Origin of the sequence: Salipiger abyssi, assembly GCF_017311415.1 — a bacterium.
GTDB lineage: Bacteria > Pseudomonadota > Alphaproteobacteria > Rhodobacterales > Rhodobacteraceae > Salipiger > Salipiger abyssi_A.
This window is the reverse complement of the sequence record NZ_JAEKIS010000029.1, coordinates 1-23,589: the sequence shown is the minus strand read 5'-3', so window position 1 is coordinate 23,589 and position 23,589 is coordinate 1. Positions and strand designations below refer to the sequence as shown.

Here is a 23,589-nt window from a genome sequence, read left to right as displayed (position 1 = left end):
ACGACATCGCTCATGCCTGGTCGATTGCGAAAGCGGCGACTTTGCCGACGATGTGTTTCCACTCCTGTCTCTGGTGGGGGTTCTAAGCGGAAGATTTTTATCAGGATTGAAACCATTTCCTGTGGTCACGTCATTTTGCAATGGTGAAGTAGGCGCTCAGAAACTCCGATGCCCAACATTTTGGGCACCGGATGATGAAGTTGGAAAAAATGTTCACATAGAGCGACGACCATGAAAGATTGCGTAAAGCGTAACTGCAATCGCCGCTTTCACCGCATCCCCGAGGATGAATGGATAAAGCCCGAACTCCAGAAGCTTCTTTTCATGCCCGACAAAGTTGCCCAGCCAAATGAGTCCCGGAATATACAGGACCACCGAACCTCCAACCACCGCCAGTGCCGCAGTTAGGACAAGCGGAAATCGGTCGATTTTCCTGACCATCCATCCGGTGACTGCGGCAGCGAGCAAGAATCCCGCCAGGAACCCACCAGTAGGTCCGAATACATAAGCCAACCCGGATGGTGCCGGCGGCGTGCCCGCGAAAACCGGCAATCCAAAAATACCCTCTAGCAAGTAAACGAAAACCACAAGACTGCCCCGAATTGAATGGGTCCTAGAAAAAGACCGAGGCCAAGTACTACTACTGTCTGCGCGGACATTGGGACCGGATAAAAAGGCACCACGATTTTTGCAGAGACTGTCAGGAGGAGTGAGCCGAGAAACAAAATCATGATCTCTCGGGTGAAGAATGAGATTGGGTGTTGTTGGACAGATACCGCGTTCATTTAGATGTCTCCTTTGATTTCAAGCCTGCCTTGTTTCATTGGCAACTTCACATGCGCTTGGCGACTTCCTCGAGCATCACCTCAGTCGCACCACCACCGATGGCCTGGACACGCGCATCACGTGACATCCGCTCAACAGGTGTTTCGCGCATGTAGCCCATGCCACCGTGGAATTGCACACAGTCATAAAGCACGGAGTTGACGAGTTCGCCGCAATAGGCCTTTACCATCGAGACCTCCTTCACACAGTCGTGGCCTGCGGCGTCCTGACTGGCGGCGTGATAGACCAGTTGACGTCCGGCTTCGATCCGGGTTTGGCAATCGGCCAGGCGCTGACGCACGGCCTGCTTGTCCCAAAGGACGCCGCCGAAGGCCTTTCGCTGTTTGACGTAATCCACAGTCATGTCGAGTGCGGACTGCGCTTCGGCGCAGGCCATCGCGCCCAGAACGATCCGTTCGTTCGGAAAGTTCCTCATCACTGAATAGAAGCCTCGGTTGACCTCGCCCAGGCCGAAGACGTCGAGTCCCACCTGATCGGCCAGTTCGATCTCCTCGACAAGGTGGCGCAGCCGGGTTTCGGGGGATACAGTCGCCCCCGTTACCCGACTCGTACCGGCATCGCCAAAGGTATAGAGGCCGGTTTCCATGTGCATTTCTCCTTGTGCGCCGCTCAGAGCCCCAGGGCCGCGTTCAGGGGCGCCATTGCCTTTTGCCAGCTTTCCCGCGCCTCCAGCCGCTCGATCCAGGCGGCGACGGCGGGCCGGGCGTCGAGCGCAATACCTGCCTGACTGCGATACATGAAGGTTGTGGCGAGGTAGAAGTCCGAAAGGCTGAGGTTACCCACGATCCAGTCCTGCCCGGCCAGTCCCTGTTCCAGCACGTCCAGGAACTGATCGGTGGCCTTGCGCTCGGCCTCGATCACCGCGGCGTCGGGTTCGCCCATGCCGAACTTCTCCTTCAGGAACAACTCGAAGGACAATTTCTGCATTGCGGGGCCCAGATGGATCGCTTGCCACCAGGCCCATTGTTCCATCAGTCCCCGCGACTTCGGGTCGGACGGAACCAGCCCCGCGTCCGGCTTCAGGCTGGCCAGATAGGTACAGATCGCGCGGGATTCCCACAGCACGAAATCCCCATCCTCAAGCACCGGCACCTTGGCGTTGGGGTTGCGCGCAAGGAAGTCTGCGGCGCGGGTGTCACCTTTGAAGACATCGACCTCGATGATTTCGAGGTCGATCCCCAGTTCGAATGCCACGGCGCGTACGCGCAGGGTATTGGGTGAGAAGTTGGCGTTGTAGAGCCGCATGGTGATCATCCTAGCTCGGTGGGGTCTGCAGTGCGGCCCGGTTCGCCAACAGGAAGTCGCGAACCGACTGGCCCGACTGGCCGGTCAGGGTGTTCAGGTTGTCGCTCGCCACGTCGAGATAATCCTGCGCAATCGCCTCGTCGAAGGAGACGAAGACCCGCGCCATGAATTCCGGCAACCCGTTGCCGATCATCGCCTGCACCAGATCCTCGGCAGGCAAGGCAACATAGGGAATATCCTTGCCAGCGACCTCGGACAGAATGGCCGCGATCTCGGCCTGGCTGACGGCTTGCGGCCCAGTAATATCAAGGGTCTGCTTGCCAGTGGACGTCATAAGCGCCGCAGCCGCCGCACGGGCGCAATCGGCGCGCGAGACATAGCCGGTCTTGCCTTCTGCGGCGGCGGCATAATGACTGCCCATCGCGATGCTCTGCGGGCCGCCCATCAGCAGGAGGTCGGCATAGAGGTTGTTGCGCAGGATGGTGTAATCGGCACCGCATGCCGCGATCAGCTTTTCGGTTTCCTCATGGTCGGAAGAGAAACCAATCGGGCTGTCTGACACCGGGTTGGTGAGCGAAGTATAGACTATATGATCGACACCCGCCGCCGTCGCGGCCGCGACGGCGTTGGAATGGGCAGCGATCCGCTTGCCCGGCTCAAGATCGTCGGTCGAGATGATGAGCAGGCGCTTGCCGCCCGCGAAGGCGGGTTCGAGCGACGCTGGATCGTTGAAATCGCCTTGACGCGCCTCGACGCCCTTTGCCTTTAGATCGGCCAGCTTTTCGGGATTGCGCGACACCGCAACGATCGGACTGGCGCTGGCATCGACCAGCAGTTCGACGACCTGCCGGCCGAGCTGGCCGGAAGCGCCGGTGACGATAAAGGGTCCGTTCTGAATATTGCTCATGGTTTGTCTCCTAAGAAGTGAAGTCAGGTGATGGGCCGTCTGCCCTTAGCCGTGGATTTGGACGGGTGCAGGGTTCGCCAGCTTGCCGCGGGCGAAGTCCCAACTACTGTGCAAGAGCCGCAGCATCACATCGATCTCGGCCTCGTCGCGCGGGGCGAAAGCCATGACCGCGTTGGCCGGAATGACGCCTTGCCGCGCCATCGGATGCGGCTCACCCCAGCCCTTGGCGATCAGTTCCTCGACCATCGGCAGCGGCAGCATCAGATGCGACGAGCCATCATAGCCGGGGTGCACGTGAGCAAATTCGCGACCGATCATGAAGGCCTCGCGCGGGCCGCATGCGTGCGCATGTGGCAGTACCAGCGCCTCGGCGCCCGGCACCGAGATGCCGGAGGGACGGCGTTCGACGAAGGGCAGTTCGAAGGCGCGAAGCTTGAACAACGCATGGATCTCCGGCGGCGAGTTCTGCGACACCTGTTCATGGGGGGCGCAATCGGTGGTCGTCGGGCGCGGGCCGGCACGCATGGGCAATTCGAAACTCATGGTGTCAGCCGAACCGGAAGGCGCTTTCCACAGCGCCCATGACATGATCTTCCAGCGTCTTGGTGCCATGATCGGCCCCGGCTGCCCCGGCGACGACATGCAGCGGGATGAGATGTTCTTCGCGCGGGTTGGCCTCGCGCGCGCCGGGGGCCCTCTCCCAGGCCGCCAGCATCGCGTCGCGGCGCGCGGGATCGTCCTGCGTGACGGCATCGGTCAGCCAGCGGTCGAAGTCGGTCCCTGCGACGGGTCCGCGCGCCCCGCCGCGCATCGCCCGCAGCATCACGCCCATGTTGTGATAGGTGTTGCCCGAACCGACGATCAGCACCCCCTCGTCGCGCAGGGGCGCCAGCGCCCGCCCCGCCGCCAGATGCGCCCGGGGATCGAGATCGGACCGCAGCGAAAGTTGGACGGTGGGAATATCGGCATCGGGGAACGCTATCTTCAGCGGTACGAACACCCCGTGATCGAAGCCGCGCGCGGGATCTTCGCCCGTCTCGAACCCTGCGACTTGCAGCAGGTCGCGCACGCGGGCGGCAAGAGCGGGATTGCCGGGCGCGGGCCAGGTCAACTGGTAGGTGTGCGGGGGAAAGCCCTGATAGTCGAACAACAACGGCGGCGCAGGGTTGGTCTGCACGGTGAAAACCCGCTCCTCCCAGTGGCCCGAAATCACCAGGAGCGCCCTGGGCCTTTCCGGCAGGCTCGTCGGGAACTCCTGCAGGAACCGGCGCTGCCGGGCCCAGGTGTCGGGCGGGTTCCAGTCCATGAAGAAGCACGGGCCTCCTCCATGGGGAAGGAATACCGCAGGATGCCTGACAGTCATGTCGTCGTCCTTTTCAGTTCAAGGGCGGTGGGCTGGCGCCGATGCACCGCGCGCGCGCCCCGCGTCCGGTCAATTCGCCACTGCCATGAACGCAGGCGCATAGGCGGACTTCACTGCACGCACGCGGTTCGCGGTCAGCCACGAGGCAATCAGCAGCGCCCAGGCCATCAGGGCCGGCGGCCAGCCCGGATCGCCGGCGCCCACATGCGCCCCGAAGGCCAGCACCAGATGCCAGAACATCGCCCCATACGCCCAGTCTGCCAGCATCGCCGAAGGTCGCCACAGGATCACCACCGCACCGACCATCTTCAGGATCGCCAGCGGCCAGATGATGTAGGTGGGATAGCCCAACACCTCGCGATACATGCCCGCGACCATGTCGTGGAATGAGATGTAGAAACCCGCGGCGCCCAGATAGACCAGCGCCACAAGCCCGGTAGTGATCCAGTAAACATACCGTGCCGCCGTATCGCTCATTGCCGCACTCCCTGCTGTCTCCAACTTGTGAAGCGATATTTTCCGCTGTAGGTATGTTTAAAGATCATGCTACAAAAACGAAAGTAGGCACTTAAAAGTAACTTGCTTCCCGTCACTGTGAGATATGTCCGCGATGAAGACCGTCCTGCCCCCGTCCTGTCCGATGGACGCCTTGCTGCGGGTCATTACCGGCCCTTGGACGATCTACATCCTGTGGGTTCTGTCCGAGCATGGACCGCAGCGCTTTGGTGCGATCAAGCGGTTGGTGCCGGGCATTTCCACCCGGATTCTGACCGAACGGCTGCGGATGCTGGAACATGCCGGCGTGGTGTGGCGGGAGCAGGCCATGACCATCCCGCCCGCCGTCACCTACGGGTTGACCGGGCGCGGCGCGGAGTTGCGCGGCGTACTCGATACGCTGGGCGCCATCGCGCGTCGCTGGGAGGATGAGGGTGCTTTTGCCAAGACATCGCCTGCGGCGGAATGACGGCGTGCAATCCATCCGCCGGATGACCGTGTGCTGCTCGCCCGAGCAGCCTTCACGAAAAGGTCCGGCGCTCTGCGAGGACGCGGGGCAAGTGATCCTTCATCGCGGCGTAGCCCTGTTCGATGGCGGTTTCGGCCTCATGGAACGCGAGAACGTTCAGGTGCGACAGGTTCAGATCGACCATCACGTTCGGCGGGTCTCCGGCAAGGCGGCTCCGGCAAATCTGGTCGATCATAACGTCGAGCGCCGTTGAGAGGACCTCGATATACCCGGGCGGCTGAGATGCCGGATCCCGCCCGCTGACGAAATAGGCCGCCGCAGCGGGCTGCAACTGCCGCGGCAACTGGCCGATCAGCGCCTCGGCGTTCACCTGCGGCAGCAGGCTGCGCCGGGAAACGCTGCCGTGCGAGGCAAGATTGCCGGCATTCGGATCGACGGCGATGACGATATCGGCCCCGAGCGCGCGGCAGGCCGAGACGGGGACCGGATTGCTCATGCCGCCGTCCATCAGCCAGCGGTTGTCATGGCGGACCGGCGAGAAGATACCGGGAATGGCGGTCGAGGCCCGCACAGCCGGCAACAGGGCGCCATCCCGCAGCCAGAGCTCGCGCCCCCGGTAAAGATCGGTGGTGACAGCAATGAAGGGCCGGTCGAGATCGGCGAAGTTGCCCGACAGCCCGAGCGTTTTCAGCGTCCGCAGGACCGTGTTTCCGGCCACCAGCCCGCCGGCCCGCAGGTCGAGATCGATCATCCTGGCCATCGATAGCGGCGTCATGCTTCGCGCAAAATCCTCAAGGCGGTCGAGGGCTCGCGAGCAGTAGGCGGCCCCGACAAGCGCGCCCATCGAGGTGCCGGCCACCACGTCGGGGCGAATACCGGCCTTTTCCAGCGCCCGTAGCACGCCGATATGCGACCAGCCGCGTGCGCCGCCGCTGCCAAGGGCCAGTCCGATCCGTGCCATGCGCCCCCCTTATTTCCGCCCGTTGCGCCAGATCGACCACAACAGGATAAAGCCGCCGATCACCGCCCCGAAAAACCCCAACATCGCGAAGCTGGCCAGCCCGAACGGCAGGTCCGCCCCCGAAGCCGCCGTCACGATCGAGGAGCCGACGGTCAGCGCCGCGACGATCACCGCCAGCGTCAGATGCGTGACCGACTGGCGCATCTTCTCGACGATCTGCTCGATCTCGGCCAGTTCCACCCGCAGCCCAAGCCGCCCGCGCCGCGCTGCATCCAGAATCTGCGCCAGATCGCCCGGCAGGCGCGCGGCCAGCCGGGCGCTTTCGCCGAGGCTCTGCCGTGCGGCGCGCGCCATCGCCTCCGGGCCGTGGCGCTGCCACATCAACCGTTCGAGGATCGGCCGGGCGGTGGCGACCATGTCGAAGCTGGGGTCGAGTTGCCGCCCCATTCCGTCGAGTGAGACGAAGGCTTTGACCAGCAGTGTGAGATCCGGCGGCAGGGCAAGGTCGTGCGCGCGCATCAGCGCGGTCAGGTCGAAGACGAGTTCGGAAAGGTTCATCGCCCCAAGTGGCCGCCCATATACCCGGTCGATGAACGCCTCGAGCCGGACTTCCAGCGTGGGGTCGTCCTGCGCATCGGCTCCGGCCCAGCCGCGAAGGATCCGCGCCACGCGGTCGGGGCGGCGCTCCACGATCCCGTAGAGCAAATCGACCAGTTCGTCGCGGCGCCTTCGCGACAGGTGACCGACCATGCCGAAGTCGATAAAGACCAGCTCGTTGCCGGGCAGGAAGAACACATTGCCCGCATGGGGATCGGCATGAAAGAAGCGCTCTTCCAGGATCATGTGCAGCACCGCATCCGCCCCACGCGCGGCGATCCTCTTCAGATCCAGCCCGGCGCCGTGTGCCGCAGCCAGATCGCCGCCGGGAATTCCCTCTATGCGCTCCTGCACATTCATGACCTCGCAAGTCCAGTCCCAGAGGACGCGCGGCACATGGATGTCGGCCCGGTCGCGGAATCCGGCGGCTACACGTTCGGCATTGCGGCATTCGTTGGCCAGATCCAGTTCGGCCCGGATCGACCGGGCGAATTCGGCCAGGATTTCGTGCGGGTGATAGCGCACAAGATCTGGCCATTCGGCCAGCGCCACGCCGACGGCGTGACGCAGAAGGCGCAGGTCGGACTCGATCACCCGGCGGATGCCAGGGCGACGGATCTTGAGGATAACCTCTTCGCCCGTTGCCAGCCGCGCGCCATGCACCTGCGCGATGGAGCCAGCGGCCAAGGGTTTGGTGTCGATCCTCTCGAAGATCGCCGAAAGCGGTTGACCCAGTTCGGCCTCGACCTCGGCGGCAAGCTCAGCGAAGGGCACGGTGGGCACACGATCACGCAAGCGTTCGAGTTCCGCGATGATGTCGGGCTCAAACAGGTCGATCCGGGTGGACAGGATCTGCCCCAGTTTGACGAATGTCGGCCCCATCTCTTCCAGCGCGCGGCGCAGTCGCTGGGCCGAGGTCAGGCCATCTTTGTCTGCGTCATCTTCCTGGGACTGGCGAGCCTTGCGCTTCCGGTGTGAGAGGCCGGCCCGCTCCAACATCTCGGAAAAACCGTATCGCGCCAGAACCGCGACCAGATCGCCCAGCCGCCGCAGATCGGGCGCAACACCCTGTGCAGCGATCATGCTCAGGCATCCTTTTCGGGCGGCTCCGTCCGGTCCTTTTCGTGACGCGGCCCAAGCGCATCGGCCAGCCCGGCAAGGATGCCGCTGCCGATCGCGGCGATTGTTGCGGCGCCGGCCCGCGCCGTGTGGGCAATGTCTGTGGGTCTTGGCGCGACATGCCGGGCATGGGGCCGTTCCAGCGCCGCGAGCGCCTCGTGCACTGCGGCACCGGTCCGCGTGCCGGTACGCCTCATATGTTCGGCCAGATCGCCGATAATGCGCGCTGAGACTTTCGTCCCGTTTTTCACCACCGAGGCGAGCGCCTCGAAATAGAGCCGGTCCAATGTGGCAAGATCATCGACGGCGCGCCTCAGATCCTGTTCGGAAAACGCGGCTGCCTGGCTGCGCGCCTCCTCGATGGCCAGCTTCGAGGCCATGGCGGCGCGTTCCAGCGCGTCGTCGATCCCGGCCACGGCCTGCCGAAGCGCCTCGACACTTTCGGCGCTGCCCTTGGGCGCGGCCTCCACAGCCCCTTCGAGGACCGCGTGCACAACATCGCGGACCCGCCCCTCCTCCAGCGGGCGGTTCGACAACGCGCGCACCACGACATCGCGCACCGCCTCGCGTGTGGCCTGGGGCCCCTCGACGGCCTCGCGCCCTTGCTGCCGGAGATCGGGCGCATCGGCCCGCATCGCCTTGTCACCATCGTCAGTCATCTCTGCTTCTCCTTCCCGGCTGCATTGCCCAATTGAATACATCGACTGAGTAAACCCAATACATCGCCCAGACTTTCCGCTTTTGGCCTTGATCATCAATGTGGATCAAGCGAGATAACGCAGGGCGAGCGATCGTCCAATCCGATGGGGCGACCCAGCGCGGCAGATTTACTGCGCATGGCCTCGCGCAGGTACCTGTAAGCTGCATGGTGCCTTGGCGCCGTGACCCAGATCAAGGCAGGCGAACAGGCCGGGTCGTATCGGATCATACGGAGAGGTGCGACCGATCCTCGCTCTGTCGGTGCTGTGCGGCACGGGAACCGGGACACCGCGTCGGTACCGGCGCAATTGGCCAAGGAAGATGGCCGAGGGAAGAGCGGCATGAAGATAGCAGGATGGCAGTTTCCCGGCGCGGTCACAATTCTGGCTATTCTGGCCGGTGCCATGGCTGCGGGCTGGTGGTTTCTGCAACCGGCCGCGCTGCCCGAAGGGCTCGCCAAGGCCAACGGCCGTCTGGAGGCGGTCGAGATCGACATCGCGACACGGAGCGGCGGGCGCCTGCAGTCGGTTCTGGTCGCCGAGGGCGATTTCGTAATCGCCGGTCAGGAACTCGCCGTGATGGACACGGCGACCTTGCAGGCCCAGTTGCGGGAGGCACGGGCCAATCTCTCGCGCGCCGTCATCGGGGTCGAGATCGCCCGAAGCGGCGTCGCACAGAGTGAGGCGCAGGCCCGGTCCGCGCAGGCACTGGTCGAACTGCGCGAGGTCGAACAGCAGGCGGCGGCCATTCGGCTTGCGCGCAGCGAGGGGCTGGCCGTCACCGGCGCAACGCCGCAATCGCGCCTCGACGACGACCGGGCCGCCCATCAGGCTGCGCGCGCCGCTGTCGCCGCGGCCGAGGCACAGCTTGCCGCGGCGCAGGCCGGGATCGACCGGGCGCGGTCGGATGTCATCGGCGCCGAATCCGGGGTCGAGGCGGCGGAGGCCGCCATCGTCCGGATCGAAGCGGAGCTGGCCGATGCGGTGCTGAAGGCGCCCCGCGACGGGCGGGTGCAGTATCGCGTGGCCGAGCTGGGCGAGGTGCTGCCCCCCGGCGGCACGGTGGTGAACATGGTCGATCTGGCCGATGTGCACATGAATTTCTTCCTGCCCACCGCGCAGGCGGGCCAGCTGGCGCTGGGCGACGAGGTGCGGCTGATCCTCGACGCGGCGCCCGAATTCGTGATCCCGGCCCGGGTGTCCTTCGTGGCCAGCGTCGCCCAGTTCACGCCCCGCACGGTCGAGACCGAGGCCGAGCGCGAGAAGCTGATGTTCCGCATCCGCGCCAGGATCGACCCGGACCTGCTGCGGCAGCATGAGGCGCTGGTCAAGACCGGCCTTCCAGGCACCGCCTATGTCCGCATCGACCCGGCGGCGGAATGGCCGGCCGATCTCGCGCCCAGACTGCCGCAATGATGCCGCCGCCGGTCATCCGGTTCGAGGGCGTGGGCCTGCGCTACGGCAAGGTTCATGCGCTCGGCGATGTCAGCCTCGACATGCCTGCCGGCTGCATGGCCGGACTGATCGGTCCAGACGGGGTCGGCAAGTCCAGCCTTCTGGCGCTCGCGGCCGGGGTGCGCCGGATGCAGACCGGGCGTATCGAGGTGCTTGGCTGCGACATGTCCCGCCCAGGATACCGCGCCAAGGTGGGGCCGCGCATCGCCTACATGCCGCAGGGTCTGGGGCGGAACCTCTATCCGACGCTTTCGGTGCGCGAGAACATCGACTTCTTCGGGCGTCTCTTTGGCCATGGTGCCGCCGAAACCGCCCGGCGGATCGACACGCTGACCCGCGCCACGGGGCTGTATCCGTTCCTCGACCGCCCGGCGGGCAAGCTCTCGGGCGGGATGAAGCAGAAGCTGGGGCTCTGTTCAGCTCTCATCCACGACCCGGACCTCCTGATCCTCGACGAACCCACGACGGGCGTCGATCCGCTGTCCCGCCGCGAATTCTGGGAGCTGATCGCCGCGATCCGCGCAGCGCGGAGCGGCATGAGCGTGCTGGTCGCAACCGCCTACATGGAGGAAGCCGCCCGGTTCGACTGGCTCGCGGCGATGGACGGGGGCCGGATCCTCGCCACCGGCAGCCCGCAGGGCCTGATGGAGACGACCGGGACCGATACACTCGATGCGGCCTTCCTCCGCCTCCTGCCCGACGAAAAGCGCCGGTCCCATCGCGATGTCGAGATCTTCCCCCGCCGCGAGCGCGACGGCGACACCGCGATCGAGGCCCGAGAGCTGTCCATGCGTTTTGGCGACTTCACCGCCGTGGACCGGGTGCAATTGAGCGTCAAAAGGGGCGAGATCTTCGGCTTTATCGGCTCGAACGGCTGCGGCAAGACCACGACGATGAAGATGATGACCGGGCTTCTGCCGCCCACCGAGGGCTCGGTGCGCCTCTTTGGCTCGCAGGTGGACCCGCGCGATCTGGCGACCCGGCGGCGGGTCGGCTACATGTCGCAGAGCTTTTCGCTTTATGCCGAACTGACAGTCGAGCAGAATCTCACGCTCCATGCGCGCCTTTTCGCATTGCCGGAACCCGGGATCGCCGCACGGGTGGAGGAAATGCTGTCGCGCTTCGATCTTGCCGAGGTTCGCCACAAGCTGCCGGAACGCCTGCCGCTCGGGCTGCGCCAGCGCCTGTCGCTGGCCGTCGCGCTGATCCACCGCCCCGAGATGCTGATCCTGGACGAGCCGACCTCGGGGGTCGATCCGGTGGCGCGCGATGCCTTCTGGCGCATCTTGATCGAACTGTCGCGGGACGAGGGAGTGACAATCTTCATCTCGACCCATTTCATGAACGAGGCCGAGCGCTGCGACCGCGTCTCGCTGATGCACGAGGGCAAGGTGCTGGCAACCGGCGCCCCTGCCGCACTGGCAAAGGAGGTGGGGGCCGCGACGCTGGAAGATGCGTTCATTCACCATCTGGAGACTGCGGACGGCCACGTGGTGGTGCGCGCCACGCCCCTGTCCCCGGACGCGGCGCCGCAGAGCCGCACGCGGGTGCCCCGCGGCTGGCGACGCTGGTTCGATCCGCGCCGGATGACCAGCCATGCCTGGCGCGAGGCGCTGGAACTGTGGCGCGACCCGGTCCGGATGACACTCGCGATCCTTGGCAGCGCGGTCCTGATGTTCGTCATGGGCTATGGCATAAACCTCGATGTCGAGGATGTGACCTTTGCCGTTCTCGACCACGACCAGACCGCGATCAGCCGCGACTACACGATGAACCTCGAAGGGTCGCGCTATTTCATCGAGCACCCCCCGATCGAAAGTTACGCCGACATGGACCGGCGCATGCGCGCGGGCGAGATCAGCCTTGCCCTGGAGATCCCGCCGGGCTTCGGCCGTGATGTCGCGCGTGGGCGCCCGGTCGCGATCGGGGCCTGGATCGACGGCGCCATGCCCACGTTGGCCGGAACCGTGCAGGCCTATGTGCAGGGCATGCACCTGCACTGGCTGGAATTGCGCGCCCGCGACGGCGGTTATGCCGGTGCCCTGGCGGGGCCGGTCACCATCGAAACCCGCTTTCGCTACAATGCCGACCTGCGCAGCCTCGATGCCATGGTCCCCGCCGTCATTCCGCTTCTGTTGCTGCTCATCCCCGCCATGCTGAGTTCTCTCAGCGTCGTGCGGGAAAAGGAACTCGGCTCGATCATCAATTTCTACGTCACCCCGACGACCCGGCTGGAATTCCTGCTTGGCAAGCAGATCCCCTATGTCGTGCTGTCGATGGGCAGCTTCCTGATGCTGACCGTGCTGGCAGTCACGGTCTTCGACGTGCCGCTGACGGGCAGCTTTGCCACTTTGGCGCTGGGCGCGCTGCTTTACGTGACGGCGGCGACGGCGATCGGGCTGGTGTTTTCCGCCTTCACCCGCAGTCAGACCGCCGCGATGTTCGGCACAGCCGTTCTCACAATTCTGCCCGCGATCAGCTTTACCGGTCTGATCGACCCGGTTTCGGCGCTGCAGGGTTTCGGTCGCGTGATTGGCGAAGTCTATCCCACCAGCCATTTCCTGACCATCGCCCGTGGCACCTTTTCCAAGGCGCTCGGCTACGACGATCTGCGCGCCGCCTTCGTGCCGTTGGCGCTTTCGGTGCCGGCCCTGATCGTGGCGGCGGTCCTGTTGTTGCGCAAGCAGGAGCGTTGAGCGATGCGTTTTTCCAATATTCTGCATCTCGGAATCAAGGAGATGCGAAGCCTCGCGCGCGATCCCGTGATGCTCGTCCTGATCGTCTTTGCCTTCACCTTCTGGGTTCACGCGGGCGCCACGGCCATGCCCGAACTGCTGAACCGGGCACAGATCGCCATCGTGGACGAGGATCGCTCGCCCCTCTCCACACGCATCGCCGACTCGTTCCAGCGCCCGTATTTCGCACCACCCGAGCAGATCGATCCGGGCCGGATGGACGCGCGGATGGATGCCGGTCGCGACACATTCGCGCTCGTCATCCCAGCCGGCTTCCAGCGCGACATCCTGGCCGGACATCCGGTGACGATACAACTGAACGTGGACGCCACGCGTATCACCCAAGCCTTCACGGGCAGCGGCTACATTCAGGCCATCGTCATGGCGGAAGTAAGGGAATTCACGGCCCGACACCGCGGCGCGGTCGATCTGCCCGTCGATCTGGTGCTGCGGGCCCGCTTCAACCCCGAGCTCGACAATGCCTGGTTCGGGTCGGTGATGCAGGTCATCAACAATGTCACCCTGCTGTCGATCGTTCTGGCCGGCGCCGCCCTGATCCGCGAACGCGAGCGTGGAACGGTCGAACACCTGCTGACCATGCCCGTCACCCCCCTGGAGATCATGATCGCCAAGGTCTGGTCCACGGGCCTCGTGGTTCTCGTCGCCTCGGCCGCCTCGCTGGGCGTGGTGGTGCAAGCTTGGCTTGGCGTTCCGGTCGAGGGGTCGGTCGTGCTGTTCATGTCGGGGGCTGCGCTGCACGTTTTCGCAACGACATCGCTGGGCATCATGCTTGCGACGTTTTCACGTTCCATGCCGCAATTCGGATTGCTGCTCGTCCTCGTGCTCTTGCCGCTGGAGATGCTGTCGGGCGGTGTCACGCCGCGAGAAAGCATGCCCGCCGTCGTGCAAACCCTGATGCTGGCCGCGCCGGACACGCATTTCGTGATACTGGCCCAGGCGATCCTCTACCGCGGTGCTGGCATCGGCATCGTCTGGCCGCAGTTCCTGGCGCTGGTGGCTATAGGCGGGGTTCTGTTCGCGATCGCGCTCCTGCGATTCAGGCGCATGATTTCCACCATGGTTTGAAACGGGCTGGGAAGCGGAACGGCCGGTCGCCTAGGACCGCTTCCCGATGTCTCTTGCGCGGCACATGAACCAGGTCGGAACAAGGGCGGCCACGAAGATCGCGAAAACCATGAGGAATCCATCCTGAAAGGCGACCGTTGAGGCCTGGATCACCACGTACCGCCCGAGGAACGAGGCCGCGGCGGGCAACGGCTGGGTATCGGGGGGTCCCGCCCTTTGAATGATCCCCGCGACCCGTTGCAGCAGCTCCATCGTGGCGGGATTGTCGTTGGTCTGGGTGGCGGCAAAGGTATCGGCATGCATCACCTTGCGCCGTTCGGTGAAAACGGACAGCAGGTTCTCACCGAAGGCGCCGCGCGTCGGGCGACTGCTCAGCCTGCGCTAACAGGCGTAAACACAAACCGGGCTCCGATCGCGGCTGGATGAAAGTTCAGTGGCAGGTCAGCTACCATGGCCGGTTTTTCCAGCATGGCAGTACTGCGCTCTTCGGTCGAAGATATGTTGCCGGTGCGCTCCGAAAGCCGGTTGTCCTCAACCAATTGGACTGGGCGAAGGTGGTGAACTCGACCGCTTAGAAAGATCTACATGGTCCCAGTCGATTGATGGCCTCCGCTTGGTAGAGACCGTTTACCGTCTCGGCAAAGATGTTGACTTCGGGGTCGCCGACGCTGGCTTGGTCCCACCTCGTTGCGCGAGCTTTACAAACTTGCTATACCGACCAGACGGTACAGTTTAGTAAGTGTACCAGTGTGCACCCGGAGGTCGAAATGTGGGAGAATAAAGCAGCAGAAGCGCTCGCCGGCGCCCGCGAAGTATTTTTTCGTTGCGGATATGAGGGTGCGCGCGTCGACGGAATCGCGGCGAAAGGCAAGGTCTCGAAGGCGACTCTCTACGCTCATTTTCCGAGCAAGGAGCAGCTTTTTCTGAGAGTCGTTGATACCGAATGCGAACGGTTGGCGGCGGAGATCGTCCGCCCTCTTCAGGGCAATGCCAATTTCCATGAACAACTCGAGCAGATTGCAAATCGCATCATCGACCTCGTGTTGGATGACGACTATATCCGGCTGCTGCGCACATGCATCGGTGCGGCCGAAACACTGCCCGAGGCAGCACGACAATATATGAAGGCCGGGCCTGAACGAGCCATCGCATTCATTGAGGCGAACTTGAAGGCAGCTGAGGAACGGGGAAGGTTGAGTATTGACAATACGCGGCTGGCGTCGGAGCGGTTCATTCACATGTGCATCTCGGGCGTATTGATCCCGAGACTCCTCGCCGTCGAGCGCTCGGTCGACAGGGAACAATGCGCAAAGGATGCGGTCGCCTTATTTCTCAAATTGTACGGAGTGAAAGGTGCAAGCTCTTCCTGTGAAGCCGAGTAGGCATCGTCGTGTGCGAGCGCACTATTCCAAAATGCGAAACCAGAACCTCGAAAAGGTGGGAAATTGACAAGAGCACAAATTGGTCGTCCAAGGAACGCGGCGCCAAGAATACTTGACGCGGCGCGTCGGATTGCTGCGCGCGAGGGTGCCGGAAATATCACGATCGATGCAGTCGCGCTGGAAACTGGCCTCAGCAAAGGAGGCGTACTTTACAACTTCCGGAGCAAGGACGCTCTTCTGGCAGGTCTGCTCGATGACATGATTGCAGAACACAGGACGCGACTCGCCTCGGTCCCACGGAACGCCACGTCGCCAACGCTGCGCGGCCACCTCGAAACACTACAGCATGCGAGCAGCCTGAACATCGACCTGTCGATGGCAATTTTGGCGGTCGCGGCTGAAAAACCCGAACTCCTTGATCCACTGCGGGATGAACTATCTCGCGATCTCGAACGTATAGATGAGGAAGCCTCGGACCAGACCGGGGCTACGCTCCTGCTTCTGGCGATTCAGGGCCTCAAATTTCACAAGCTCCTGAAGCTTCCCGGCGGCGGTGAGGGCAGACAAAGTGCGGTCCTGAGACGACTTGAGGAAATGATTGATGAACTCGATGAAAACTAGTCGAGCTTGGGTAGTGGCCGGCACGTTGATTGGTGCGGTAGCCATTGTTGCCGTGATTGCATTCGGGAGCCCCGGCGGAATGCCGACCGCGCTGGCGCAGGCGCTCGGGGGAACCGACAGCGCCGGTGACGGCCTGCAGACCGAAGTCGCACCGACCGCGCCGATTACCGTGGATGTCGCAACTGCCGTGCTACGGGACATAGAGAACGCACGCGCGTTCGCCGGCCGGGTCGAGGCCGCCCGCACTGTGGATTTCGCCTTCCAGGTCTCGGGTCAATTGCTGGAACTCGCCGTGGACGCAGGCGACAGGGTCGCTCAAGGAGCCTTGATCGCCGCGCTGGATCCAGCCGATTTCGAACTGGCGGTGGACCGCGCGCGCGCAACCTTCGACCTGGCCCGGACCGAATTTGACCGCGCTACGAGCCTTGCAGAGCGGGGGGTCACCGCCGACGCACAGCTGCAGATCGCACGCGCTCAATTTGCCCAGGCGGAGGTGGCGCTAAGAGAAGCGGAACGGCACCTGTCGCAGACGACAATCTCAGCGCCCTTCGATGCTTTGGTCGCACGGACCTTCGTCGAGGAGTTCGCCAACATTACACCTGCGGCGCCCGTCGTGCGACTGCAGGACGTAAGCGAGATGCGGATCAGGTTGTCTGTTCCCGAGGACCTCGCTGCAATTGCGCAGGCAAACGCCGACATGTTCGATATCGTGGCACTGTTTCCGGCTATTCCTGGCTACGAGGCCGAACTGGTCCGCCGGGCCTTCGCAACCGACGCAGACCCCGCGGCGCAGACATACGACTTTGAATTCGCAATCATAGGCGACGTGGATCCACGGCTATTGCCGGGGATGACGGCGAATGTCCTGGTTTCATTGAGAGACACCGGTGATAGAGCGAGTTCCGTCGTGGTGGTACCCGTTTCCGCCATCGATACGACGAGCGAGGCTGAATCAACCATTTGGCTTTACGATGACACGACGGGGCAGGTCAGGCGTCAGCCCATCCGAATCGGACTGCCGCAGGACAACGAGATCGCGGTTCTCGAAGGCCTTTCCGGCGGAGAGACCGTTGTCTCCGGCGGCTGGTGGCGGTTGAGGAACGGCGAAGTTGTCGACGTTCGCTGAGTCCGAAGAAGTAGGCGATCTGAAATGAACTCTAGTATTTCCCGCGCCAGTATCCGCAGGCCTGTTGCTGTATGGCTTGGAGTCATTTTTTGCCTGTTCGGCGGTCTTTGGGGCCTCAATACGGTTGGGCGCCTCGAGGACCCGAGCTTTACCCTCAAGACCGCCCTGGTCTTCGTCACCTACCCTGGTTCAACCGCGATGGAGGTTGAGGAAGAAGTTACGGATGTCATCGAGAATGCTCTGCAGCAGATGAAACAGCTTGACCGGGTCGAATCGAAGTCCATGCCGGGCATGGCACAGATTACGGTCGAAATCGAGAACACCTATGGGCCGGACGAGATTCCCCAAGTCTGGGACGAAATGCGGCGCCGCATCCGGGATGTCGAGAGTGACTTGCCGGCAGGCGCGCAGTCACCAATCGTGAACGACGATTTCGGCGACGTCTACGGAATGTTCTATGCAGTCACGTCGGAAGGCCTAAGCCCGACTGAGCAGCGAGAAATCTCGACTGCTTTGAAACGAGAGCTTGTGACTGTCGATGGCGTCGCGAAGGTCGAAGTGCAGGGCCTGACCGAGGAAGAGATCATTATTTCGGTTCCTGCAACAAGGCTCACGGAACTTGGCCTGCCGCCGGATCAGGTGCTCGGCATCCTCGCCGACGAGAATCAGGTCTTCAACTCCGGTGAAATCAGCGAAGGCACAGCGCGTGTCGGCGTGTCAGTTCGTCCAGGCTATGCAACCGTCGAGGGCATCGAGGCGCTTCGCCTCGGTGCACCCGGAGAGGTCGGCCAAAGAGCATTGTACGACATTGCCGTAGTTTCCCGTGAGTTGGCCGAACAACCAGGACAGATCATCCGGCAAAACGGCGCAAGGGCCTTCACGCTCGGGGTCTCTGCCCTGGTCGATCGCAATGTTGTGGAGGTGGGCGAAGCGGTCGAAGCGAGACTTGATGCACTTGCCAGCGAGCTTCCCGCGGGCGTCGAGATCATCCCGATTTATCAACAGCACCGTGTGGTCGACGCCGCAATTTCGAATTTCCTGGTTAGTCTTGGCCAATCCGTCGCCATCGTCGTCGGCGCACTGATGTTGACAATGGGATGGCGCGCGGGCCTTGTCGTCGGCGCGACGCTTGGCCTGACCGTGTTGTCGACGCTTTTCTTCATGTCTGTCTTCGGGATCGAAATGGAGCGCATCAGTCTTGGCGCCCTGATCATCGCAATGGGTATGCTGGTGGACAACGCCATCGTGATCGCCGAGGGCATGGTCATCGGAATGGCACGTGGCAAGACAGCCGAAGACGCCGCTGCCGAGGTCGAAGGCTCGACCGGGGTTCCGCTTCTGGGCGCAACGGTGATCGGCCTCATGGCTTTCTCCGGGATCGGCCTGTCCCCGGATGCCACGGGCGAGTTCCTGTTCTCGCTCTTCGCCGTCATCGCAATCTCCCTCATTATGAGCTGGATCCTGGCCGTGACCGTCACACCGTATCTCGGCAAACTGCTCCTGAAGGCGCCCAAGGACATGTCGAAAGACCCATATGCCGGGTTCGTTTACTCGATCTACAGAGGGTTTTTGTGGCTTGCCCTGCGGACGCGCGTTCTGATCCTACTGATCATAATAGGGATCACGGTTTGGTCGGTGATGGCCTTCGGCCAAGTCAAGCAGGCCTTCTTTCCCGCGTCCAATACGCCGATCTTTTATGTCGAGTTCCAGATGCCCCAAGGCACGGACATCATGACGACCGATGAGGAAATGACGCGTCTGGAGGAGATGATCCTGGGCGAGGACCAGGTGACACAGGTCACGACACTGGTGGGGAGCGGCGCCAGCCGGTTCATGCTGACCTACAATCCTGAACAGGCCGATGCAAGCTATGGCCAGTTGATCGTGCGGGTCGAAGAAGCCACGGCCATCCCTGATCTGGCCGCTCGTCTGAACCGGGAACTTGGCCCCGAGTTTCCTAATGCGCTCATCCGGGTCGAGGAGATCGTCTTCGGACCGCCTGCAGGCGCCGACGTCGCGGTGCGGTTTTCGGGGCCAGACCCGTTGATCCTGCGACAGCTCTCGGATCAGGCGATGATGATTTTCGAGGACGCGGGCACCATAACCAATCCGCGCACGAATTGGCGGCAGCGAGAAATACTCATCGTGCCAATCGTCAACGAGTCGCGCATGCGCGTTGCTGGCGTCACGCGGAGTTCTATCGCCGACACCATACTCTACGGGACGTCCGGACTCCGCGTCGGAACCCTCCGCGAAGGAGATGCCGAGATCCCGATGTATCTGCGGCAGAGCGAACAGGAACGGGACGGACTGGATCGTCTCCGGGATCTCTCTGTCTGGTCCGTCGGCGCGAACGCCTACGTGCCGCTCTCGAACCTATTCGAAAGGTTCGAGCCGCGTCTCGTCGAAGCGCTCATCCACAGGCGCGACCGCGAGCGGACGATCACCGTCCTGGGCGGCGCGCGCGGCGACCTGACCGCCAACGAGGCATTCACAAGCGTTCGCGAACAGATCGAGGCGATGGTGCTGCCTGTCGGATATCAGATGGACTGGGGCGGAGAGTACGAAAGCCAGCAGATGGCGAATGAAAGCCTGGGCAAGCAACTCCCGATCAGCCTCATTGTCATGCTGACAATCTCGATCCTGATGTTTAACAAGGTGCGACAACCACTGATTCTGTGGCTAATCTTACCCATGTCTGTGACGGGTATGGTCCTTGGCCTTTTGATCACGGGTCTGCCATTCACTTTCACGGCGCTGCTTGGCTTTCTGTCGCTGTCGGGCATGCTGATGAAGAACGCCATTGTTCTCGTTGAAGAAATCGACCAGCAACGTGCCGACGGCAAAGAGGACTATCGCGCTGTCGTCGAGGGCTCGGTCAGCAGGCTGCGCCCTGTGGTGCTGGCTGCCGGAACGACGATTTTCGGGATGATCCCGCTCCTGCCTGACGCCTTCTTCGCGTCGATGGCGGTCACCATCATGGGCGGTCTTGCGTTTGCTTCAGTTTTGACGCTCGTCGCTGTTCCGGTTCTCTATGCACTTCTATTCCGGATCAGACCCTCGGCCGACAGCAACAGTTTGGCTACATCGTCCACTGAAGCTTAATTCTTGAATGGTTTCAAAGTGTGCATCCGGTGAACCAGCCGTTCTTGGGCCAGGCTCTCCTTCCTACCCCGGTGAATTCTCGGGAAGTGTCGCGTTGCCGTTAAACCCGAGACGCGGCGCGTTTGCCGACATTTCTTGCCGTTAAATGCGAGACGCAAGGTCTGGCAGGTTGGTACGTTTCCGCATTTGCTGTGCTATCTTGTCGATGGTTGCAAGTAGGCGGTGCTCCTTGTCGTAGGTGTGGAGCAAGGCAACCCGTGCATAGTCGTCGACGCCCATGCTGAACTGTCGCGTTGCCCTTAAATCTGAGACACGACGCGTTCGGGGATATTTTTTGCCCTTAATTATGAGATTCCACTGCCATCGCGCCTATGCTTTTCGCGCGCTGCCGGGCGATGTAATCGACCGCGGCAAGCAGACGTGGCTCCTTATCGAAGGCGCGCAATAGAGCAACCCTTGCATAGTCGTCGATGCCGGAGCTTGAGATGGCCGCTTTGACCAGTGGACGGGATTGGGCTGCATCAATTGCAGCAAGGCAAAACAGCCTTACTTCCAGCCTGTGGCCCTGAAGAGCGTGTAACGGATCTCCGCGGAAGGCCTTTAATGATATGGCAAAGGTGACCGCGCGCATTGCGCGCCGAAGTTGCTTGGAGCTGCGTAATCGCGCGGCGTATTCAAGCCGCGCGGCGCCGTTGCGCGCACGATTTATCAGCTTTTCGGGCATCTGTTCGCCACTGGCCTTGCCGAGCGTCGGTACAAGTCTCGTCCCACAAACCTGGCAGTCGAATGCCCAGGCTCGCCTCCAATGCTTGAGCGAAAGGCCCTCTCTGGAGCATTGCAGGCAATGCTGGAATGGTATCTGGGCCGTCAGCGAGGCTTCTCGTGTCGCCATTGCTGGGAAGGTCAAAGATCGCACAACATCTGGGTCAATCCGTGCGGCGTTGGCAATCTTCGCCGCCGCTGCCGCGTCGATGTTGAAGTCCAAGGACGTGCCATGAGTTGTATCGATTTCGATATGGGCCAGCAGTTCCGCATCATCACAGTAGTTGGCCGCCGCCAGCCGAGACAACCAACCTGACAACAACTCGTCTGGCAGCGGCGCGACAGTCTTGGGCAGCGGGTGCGGCTTCACACCCCGGACTTCTCGAGCCGCCGATGGGGGTTCGCATGGCGCGACCAAACCGGCGTCCATTTTACGATTGCGTCATCGGTGATGCATTCATCACCTGTTACAATGGCGTCGATGGAAAGATCCTTGATCAGGGCGAAAATGCGCGAGGTCACCCCACCGGTCAGTGCAAGTATCTGCTTGAGTGACTTGACCTTCAGGTTGGACTTCTTTTCCAGTGGCATGGCAGCAATAAGGGTCTGGATCATGTCCGAGAACTCGGCATCGTCGCGCCAGTTTGGCAAGTGATGTTCGTCCAGCCGTCGGGCAAGCTGGATATCACCACGGATGGCGTCGACGGCCTCGCTGACCCCAAGACAGACCAGTGACACCTCGAGCTCATTGCTGAGATAACGAAGAACATTGAGAAAGCGTCGCTGTTCGCGGTGGGTCCCGGCCAAGAGGTTGTGGACCTCGTCGATCATGATCATCCGCAGGCCAAGGTCGCGCAAAAGCGCAATAACACGGACTTCGAGGGAGGCCACATTTTGAGCGCGCGCGCCCAGTGCCGTGGCCGGTGCCCCGACGGACGCCAGGATGTGCAGATAGAACCGCCGTTCGTCGGGAGCTGGCGGTGCTTGTAACAGCAAGAGCGGCGTTCGCGTAATTCCCGATGCTGGGTCATATTCCGGTGCATATCTGCGCGACAGGTTGCGGGCGATCATCGTCTTGCCGATCCCAGACGCGCCATGCACAAGAAGGCCAGGCATACGGGTTTGCCTTGGCGCTTCGATCATACCCTGCAAACGGTCCAGAACTTGTTCGGCCCGCGGAAAGCCAATCCAGATATCCGATTGAATGAGGGCGATCCGACCGTCTTCCTCTGTTGTCCCTGCCCTCAATTCACCATCTCTCCACTTTGAACAATGGGCGCGATGTATCACCCGTGTCGATCGGGCGCAGCCTTTCGGTTTTCGAGACAGCCGAGTTGGTGCCCTCCAATGTCCCTTTTCTTTCACGGGATCGGCGTTCGGCCTTCGTTAGGCCCCGGCTTTCAAACTCGATCTGGCGTTGCTGTCGGATCAGCTCAGCCAGGACCAGCTCATTGGACCCGGATTTGCCAAGGGCACGGGCCTTCCTCATGGCTTCGCGATATTCCCAGAGCGGCACGGGCGGAATTTCCAAGTTTCTGTAACGCGCCTCAACATATCGGCCATCGTCCAATTCGACCCAGATCATTGAGATATCGCGAGGGTCGTAGCGAACGACCACCTTCCCATCCCCGCGCCCAATGTGGCCTGCAAGCGCATCCGACCAGTACCGTATCTGGAACAGATGGATGCCGTCACGCCTGACCTTGCGCAGTTCGCTCGGCAAGAAGCTCACCCGAAAGGCTTCCATCTCGAAGGGGATGTCGCCCATCATTTCCTCTGAGAGCACCTCCCATTTGGCGACGGGCGTACAGCCAAGACTTGAATGAATGCTGTTGTTGTAGCGGCAGATTTCCAGGGCAAACCAGCGATCAAATTCGCCTAAAGTCATCGCGGCCATGCCTTCGGCATCGTAGTCGCCCTTGGCCACGACCGAGGATTGCGTTGTTCCAGGCAACAGGTGCACGGCCCCCATCATCGTGCCGATCAATCGTTCGATGTGCCCTCCGAAATGAGGACTGCCTGGCGGCCGATAGACCAGATCGATCCCCCATTCCGCACATGCCGACCGAAAGGCATGCGACCGGAAATCGCGCCCGTTATCGACGTGGATGCTATGTGGTTTACCCTGCGCGGGCCAAGGAACATTGCACACCAATTCCGCCAGAAGTTCCGCCTTGGGGGCCACAGCCTGTGTCAGGCAAAGCGCCACCGACAGACGCGAAGGAGCCTCGAGAGAGGTGTAATATCCGGTCACCATCCGCGTTGCGACGTCGATCGCCAGCGTGACCCAAGGCCGCCCAATTGGTTGGCGTTCAAAACTGTCGACGAGAATGATGTCCGCAGGCGTATGGTCGATTTGCACGACCTCCAGTGGCCGGTTTGCCTTGTTGTCGCCTACGACCGGCGCAAATTTCTGGCGGGCCGCCTTTGCGCCTTCGCGTGCCTTGGCAATTGCGCGGGCGTCCATTGCATCCAGCCTGCGCTGAACCGTCCGACGCGTCGGCGGTTGCAAGCCCTCCTGCCAGCAAGCGCTGCGGATTTCTGTCACGACGCGCGACAAGCTCGAACGCTCCCGGCGCAAGAAATAGCGGCGAAGGTGCTCCTCGATTACCGCTTC

General features: G+C 62.4%; 22 protein-coding genes. 8 read left to right on the top strand and 14 right to left on the bottom strand.

Annotated elements, in window-relative coordinates; genetic code table 11:
• Positions 1–213: 213 nt before the first annotated feature.
• The 7 genes from I6N89_RS25600 to I6N89_RS23225 form a co-directional block, all read right to left on the bottom strand.
• Positions 214–588, bottom strand: coding sequence for a biotin transporter BioY (locus I6N89_RS25600; protein ID WP_328805921.1), 375 nt, complete (start codon positions 586–588; stop codon positions 214–216).
• 244 nt (positions 589–832) lie between these two features.
• Positions 833–1,432, bottom strand: coding sequence for an acyl-CoA dehydrogenase family protein (locus I6N89_RS23250; RefSeq protein ID WP_236016804.1), 600 nt, complete (start codon positions 1,430–1,432; stop codon positions 833–835).
• Between the two features lie 23 nt (positions 1,433–1,455).
• Entirely contained in the window at positions 1,456–2,091 is a 636-nt protein-coding gene (locus I6N89_RS23245; protein ID WP_207020710.1) for a glutathione S-transferase family protein, read from the bottom strand.
• Between the two features lie 10 nt (positions 2,092–2,101).
• Complete coding sequence (locus I6N89_RS23240) at positions 2,102–2,998, bottom strand: SDR family oxidoreductase (RefSeq protein ID WP_207020709.1); 897 nt, start codon at positions 2,996–2,998, stop codon at positions 2,102–2,104.
• A 45-nt stretch (positions 2,999–3,043) separates the two neighbouring features.
• Entirely contained in the window at positions 3,044–3,541 is a 498-nt protein-coding gene (locus tag I6N89_RS23235; RefSeq protein WP_207020708.1) for a luciferase family protein, read from the bottom strand.
• A 4-nt stretch (positions 3,542–3,545) separates the two neighbouring features.
• Positions 3,546–4,304 (bottom strand): DODA-type extradiol aromatic ring-opening family dioxygenase, encoded by a 759-nt coding sequence (locus tag I6N89_RS23230; protein ID WP_236016803.1) that lies wholly within the window; start codon positions 4,302–4,304, stop codon positions 3,546–3,548.
• 126 nt (positions 4,305–4,430) lie between these two features.
• Positions 4,431–4,838, bottom strand: a complete 408-nt coding sequence (locus tag I6N89_RS23225) for a DoxX family protein (protein ID WP_207020706.1) — start codon at positions 4,836–4,838, stop codon at positions 4,431–4,433.
• Positions 4,839–4,971: 133 nt separating this feature from the next.
• On the opposite strand from I6N89_RS23225, the gene I6N89_RS23220 reads away from it, so the two are divergent.
• The gene (locus I6N89_RS23220) at positions 4,972–5,325 is read left to right on the top strand and encodes a winged helix-turn-helix transcriptional regulator (protein ID WP_236016802.1); all 354 of its coding nucleotides are present in this window, start codon (positions 4,972–4,974) and stop codon (positions 5,323–5,325) included.
• Between the two features lie 52 nt (positions 5,326–5,377).
• Here I6N89_RS23220 and I6N89_RS23215 read toward each other — a convergent pair whose 3' ends face one another.
• From I6N89_RS23215 to I6N89_RS23205, 3 genes are read right to left on the bottom strand one after another with little or no spacing between them, the layout of a single operon-like run.
• Positions 5,378–6,286 (bottom strand): patatin-like phospholipase family protein, encoded by a 909-nt coding sequence (locus I6N89_RS23215; protein WP_207020705.1) that lies wholly within the window; start codon positions 6,284–6,286, stop codon positions 5,378–5,380.
• A 9-nt stretch (positions 6,287–6,295) separates the two neighbouring features.
• Positions 6,296–7,966 (bottom strand): ABC1 kinase family protein, encoded by a 1,671-nt coding sequence (locus I6N89_RS23210; protein WP_207020704.1) that lies wholly within the window; start codon positions 7,964–7,966, stop codon positions 6,296–6,298.
• Positions 7,967–7,968: 2 nt separating this feature from the next.
• Positions 7,969–8,661 carry a DUF6781 family protein gene (locus tag I6N89_RS23205; RefSeq protein ID WP_207020703.1) on the bottom strand — a complete coding sequence of 231 codons (693 nt, stop codon included), beginning with the start codon at positions 8,659–8,661 and terminating at the stop codon, positions 7,969–7,971.
• Between the two features lie 381 nt (positions 8,662–9,042).
• Here I6N89_RS23205 and I6N89_RS23200 point away from each other — a divergent pair, with 381 nt between their 5' ends.
• Genes I6N89_RS23200 through I6N89_RS23190 form a run of 3 tightly spaced genes read left to right on the top strand, consistent with a single transcriptional unit; the run spans position 9,043 to position 13,976 of the window.
• The gene (locus I6N89_RS23200) at positions 9,043–10,116 is read left to right on the top strand and encodes an HlyD family secretion protein (RefSeq protein ID WP_207020702.1); all 1,074 of its coding nucleotides are present in this window, start codon (positions 9,043–9,045) and stop codon (positions 10,114–10,116) included.
• Positions 10,080–12,851, top strand: a complete 2,772-nt coding sequence (gene rbbA / locus I6N89_RS23195; protein WP_419247634.1) for a ribosome-associated ATPase/putative transporter RbbA — start codon at positions 10,080–10,082, stop codon at positions 12,849–12,851. The genes I6N89_RS23200 and rbbA overlap by 37 nt, the downstream gene beginning before the upstream one ends.
• A gap of 3 nt (positions 12,852–12,854) precedes the next feature.
• Positions 12,855–13,976, top strand: a complete 1,122-nt coding sequence (locus I6N89_RS23190; RefSeq protein WP_207020701.1) for an ABC transporter permease — start codon at positions 12,855–12,857, stop codon at positions 13,974–13,976.
• 30 nt (positions 13,977–14,006) lie between these two features.
• Here I6N89_RS23190 and I6N89_RS23185 read toward each other — a convergent pair whose 3' ends face one another.
• A complete protein-coding gene (locus I6N89_RS23185) occupies positions 14,007–14,279 on the bottom strand; it encodes a hypothetical protein (protein WP_207020700.1) in 273 nt (90 codons plus the stop codon).
• Positions 14,280–14,743: 464 nt separating this feature from the next.
• On the opposite strand from I6N89_RS23185, the gene I6N89_RS23180 reads away from it, so the two are divergent.
• The 4 genes from I6N89_RS23180 to I6N89_RS23165 all read left to right on the top strand — a co-directional run bounded on the left by I6N89_RS23180 (position 14,744) and on the right by I6N89_RS23165 (position 20,210).
• Positions 14,744–15,358, top strand: coding sequence for a TetR/AcrR family transcriptional regulator (locus tag I6N89_RS23180; protein ID WP_236016801.1), 615 nt, complete (start codon positions 14,744–14,746; stop codon positions 15,356–15,358).
• Positions 15,359–15,421: 63 nt separating this feature from the next.
• On the top strand, positions 15,422–15,979 hold the full coding sequence (locus I6N89_RS23175; protein ID WP_207020698.1) for a TetR/AcrR family transcriptional regulator: 558 nt from the start codon (positions 15,422–15,424) through the stop codon (positions 15,977–15,979).
• Complete coding sequence (locus I6N89_RS23170) at positions 15,960–17,105, top strand: efflux RND transporter periplasmic adaptor subunit (RefSeq protein ID WP_236016800.1); 1,146 nt, start codon at positions 15,960–15,962, stop codon at positions 17,103–17,105. Before I6N89_RS23175 ends, I6N89_RS23170 begins: the two co-directional genes overlap by 20 nt.
• Positions 17,106–17,129: 24 nt before the next feature.
• Positions 17,130–20,210, top strand: coding sequence for an efflux RND transporter permease subunit (locus I6N89_RS23165; RefSeq protein WP_207020697.1), 3,081 nt, complete (start codon positions 17,130–17,132; stop codon positions 20,208–20,210).
• Positions 20,211–20,550: 340 nt separating this feature from the next.
• Here I6N89_RS23165 and I6N89_RS23160 read toward each other — a convergent pair whose 3' ends face one another.
• The 3 genes from I6N89_RS23160 to I6N89_RS23150 all read right to left on the bottom strand — a co-directional run.
• On the bottom strand, positions 20,551–21,342 hold the full coding sequence (locus I6N89_RS23160; protein WP_009808026.1) for a TniQ family protein: 792 nt from the start codon (positions 21,340–21,342) through the stop codon (positions 20,551–20,553).
• Positions 21,339–22,220 (bottom strand): TniB family NTP-binding protein, encoded by an 882-nt coding sequence (locus tag I6N89_RS23155; RefSeq protein ID WP_028095479.1) that lies wholly within the window; start codon positions 22,218–22,220, stop codon positions 21,339–21,341. The genes I6N89_RS23160 and I6N89_RS23155 overlap by 4 nt, the downstream gene beginning before the upstream one ends.
• Before the next feature lies 1 nt (position 22,221).
• The coding region (locus I6N89_RS23150; RefSeq protein ID WP_207020696.1) for a Mu transposase C-terminal domain-containing protein at positions 22,222–23,589 on the bottom strand (1,368 nt) is incomplete at its 5' end.

Bases quoted from the DNA above. Each gene is read 5' to 3' on its own strand.
- I6N89_RS23190 (WP_207020701.1), top strand. From the start codon at position 12,855: ATGCGTTTTTCCAATATTCTGCATCTCGGAATCAAGGAGATGCGAAGC.
- I6N89_RS23200 (WP_207020702.1), top strand. From the start codon at position 9,043: ATGAAGATAGCAGGATGGCAGTTTCCCGGCGCGGTCACAATTCTGGCT.
- rbbA (WP_419247634.1), top strand. From the start codon at position 10,080: ATGGCCGGCCGATCTCGCGCCCAGACTGCCGCAATGATGCCGCCGCCG.
- I6N89_RS23210 (WP_207020704.1), bottom strand. From the start codon at position 7,966: ATGATCGCTGCACAGGGTGTTGCGCCCGATCTGCGGCGGCTGGGCGAT.
- I6N89_RS23250 (WP_236016804.1), bottom strand. From the start codon at position 1,432: ATGGAAACCGGCCTCTATACCTTTGGCGATGCCGGTACGAGTCGGGTA.
- I6N89_RS23220 (WP_236016802.1), top strand. From the start codon at position 4,972: ATGAAGACCGTCCTGCCCCCGTCCTGTCCGATGGACGCCTTGCTGCGG.
- I6N89_RS23245 (WP_207020710.1), bottom strand. From the start codon at position 2,091: ATGCGGCTCTACAACGCCAACTTCTCACCCAATACCCTGCGCGTACGC.
- I6N89_RS23185 (WP_207020700.1), bottom strand. From the start codon at position 14,279: ATGCATGCCGATACCTTTGCCGCCACCCAGACCAACGACAATCCCGCC.
- I6N89_RS23170 (WP_236016800.1), top strand. From the start codon at position 15,960: ATGAACTCGATGAAAACTAGTCGAGCTTGGGTAGTGGCCGGCACGTTG.
- I6N89_RS23215 (WP_207020705.1), bottom strand. From the start codon at position 6,286: ATGGCACGGATCGGACTGGCCCTTGGCAGCGGCGGCGCACGCGGCTGG.
- I6N89_RS23240 (WP_207020709.1), bottom strand. From the start codon at position 2,998: ATGAGCAATATTCAGAACGGACCCTTTATCGTCACCGGCGCTTCCGGC.
- I6N89_RS23205 (WP_207020703.1), bottom strand. From the start codon at position 8,661: ATGACTGACGATGGTGACAAGGCGATGCGGGCCGATGCGCCCGATCTC.
- I6N89_RS23230 (WP_236016803.1), bottom strand. From the start codon at position 4,304: ATGGACTGGAACCCGCCCGACACCTGGGCCCGGCAGCGCCGGTTCCTG.
- I6N89_RS23165 (WP_207020697.1), top strand. From the start codon at position 17,130: ATGAACTCTAGTATTTCCCGCGCCAGTATCCGCAGGCCTGTTGCTGTA.
- I6N89_RS23235 (WP_207020708.1), bottom strand. From the start codon at position 3,541: ATGAGTTTCGAATTGCCCATGCGTGCCGGCCCGCGCCCGACGACCACC.
- I6N89_RS23225 (WP_207020706.1), bottom strand. From the start codon at position 4,838: ATGAGCGATACGGCGGCACGGTATGTTTACTGGATCACTACCGGGCTT.
- I6N89_RS23180 (WP_236016801.1), top strand. From the start codon at position 14,744: ATGTGGGAGAATAAAGCAGCAGAAGCGCTCGCCGGCGCCCGCGAAGTA.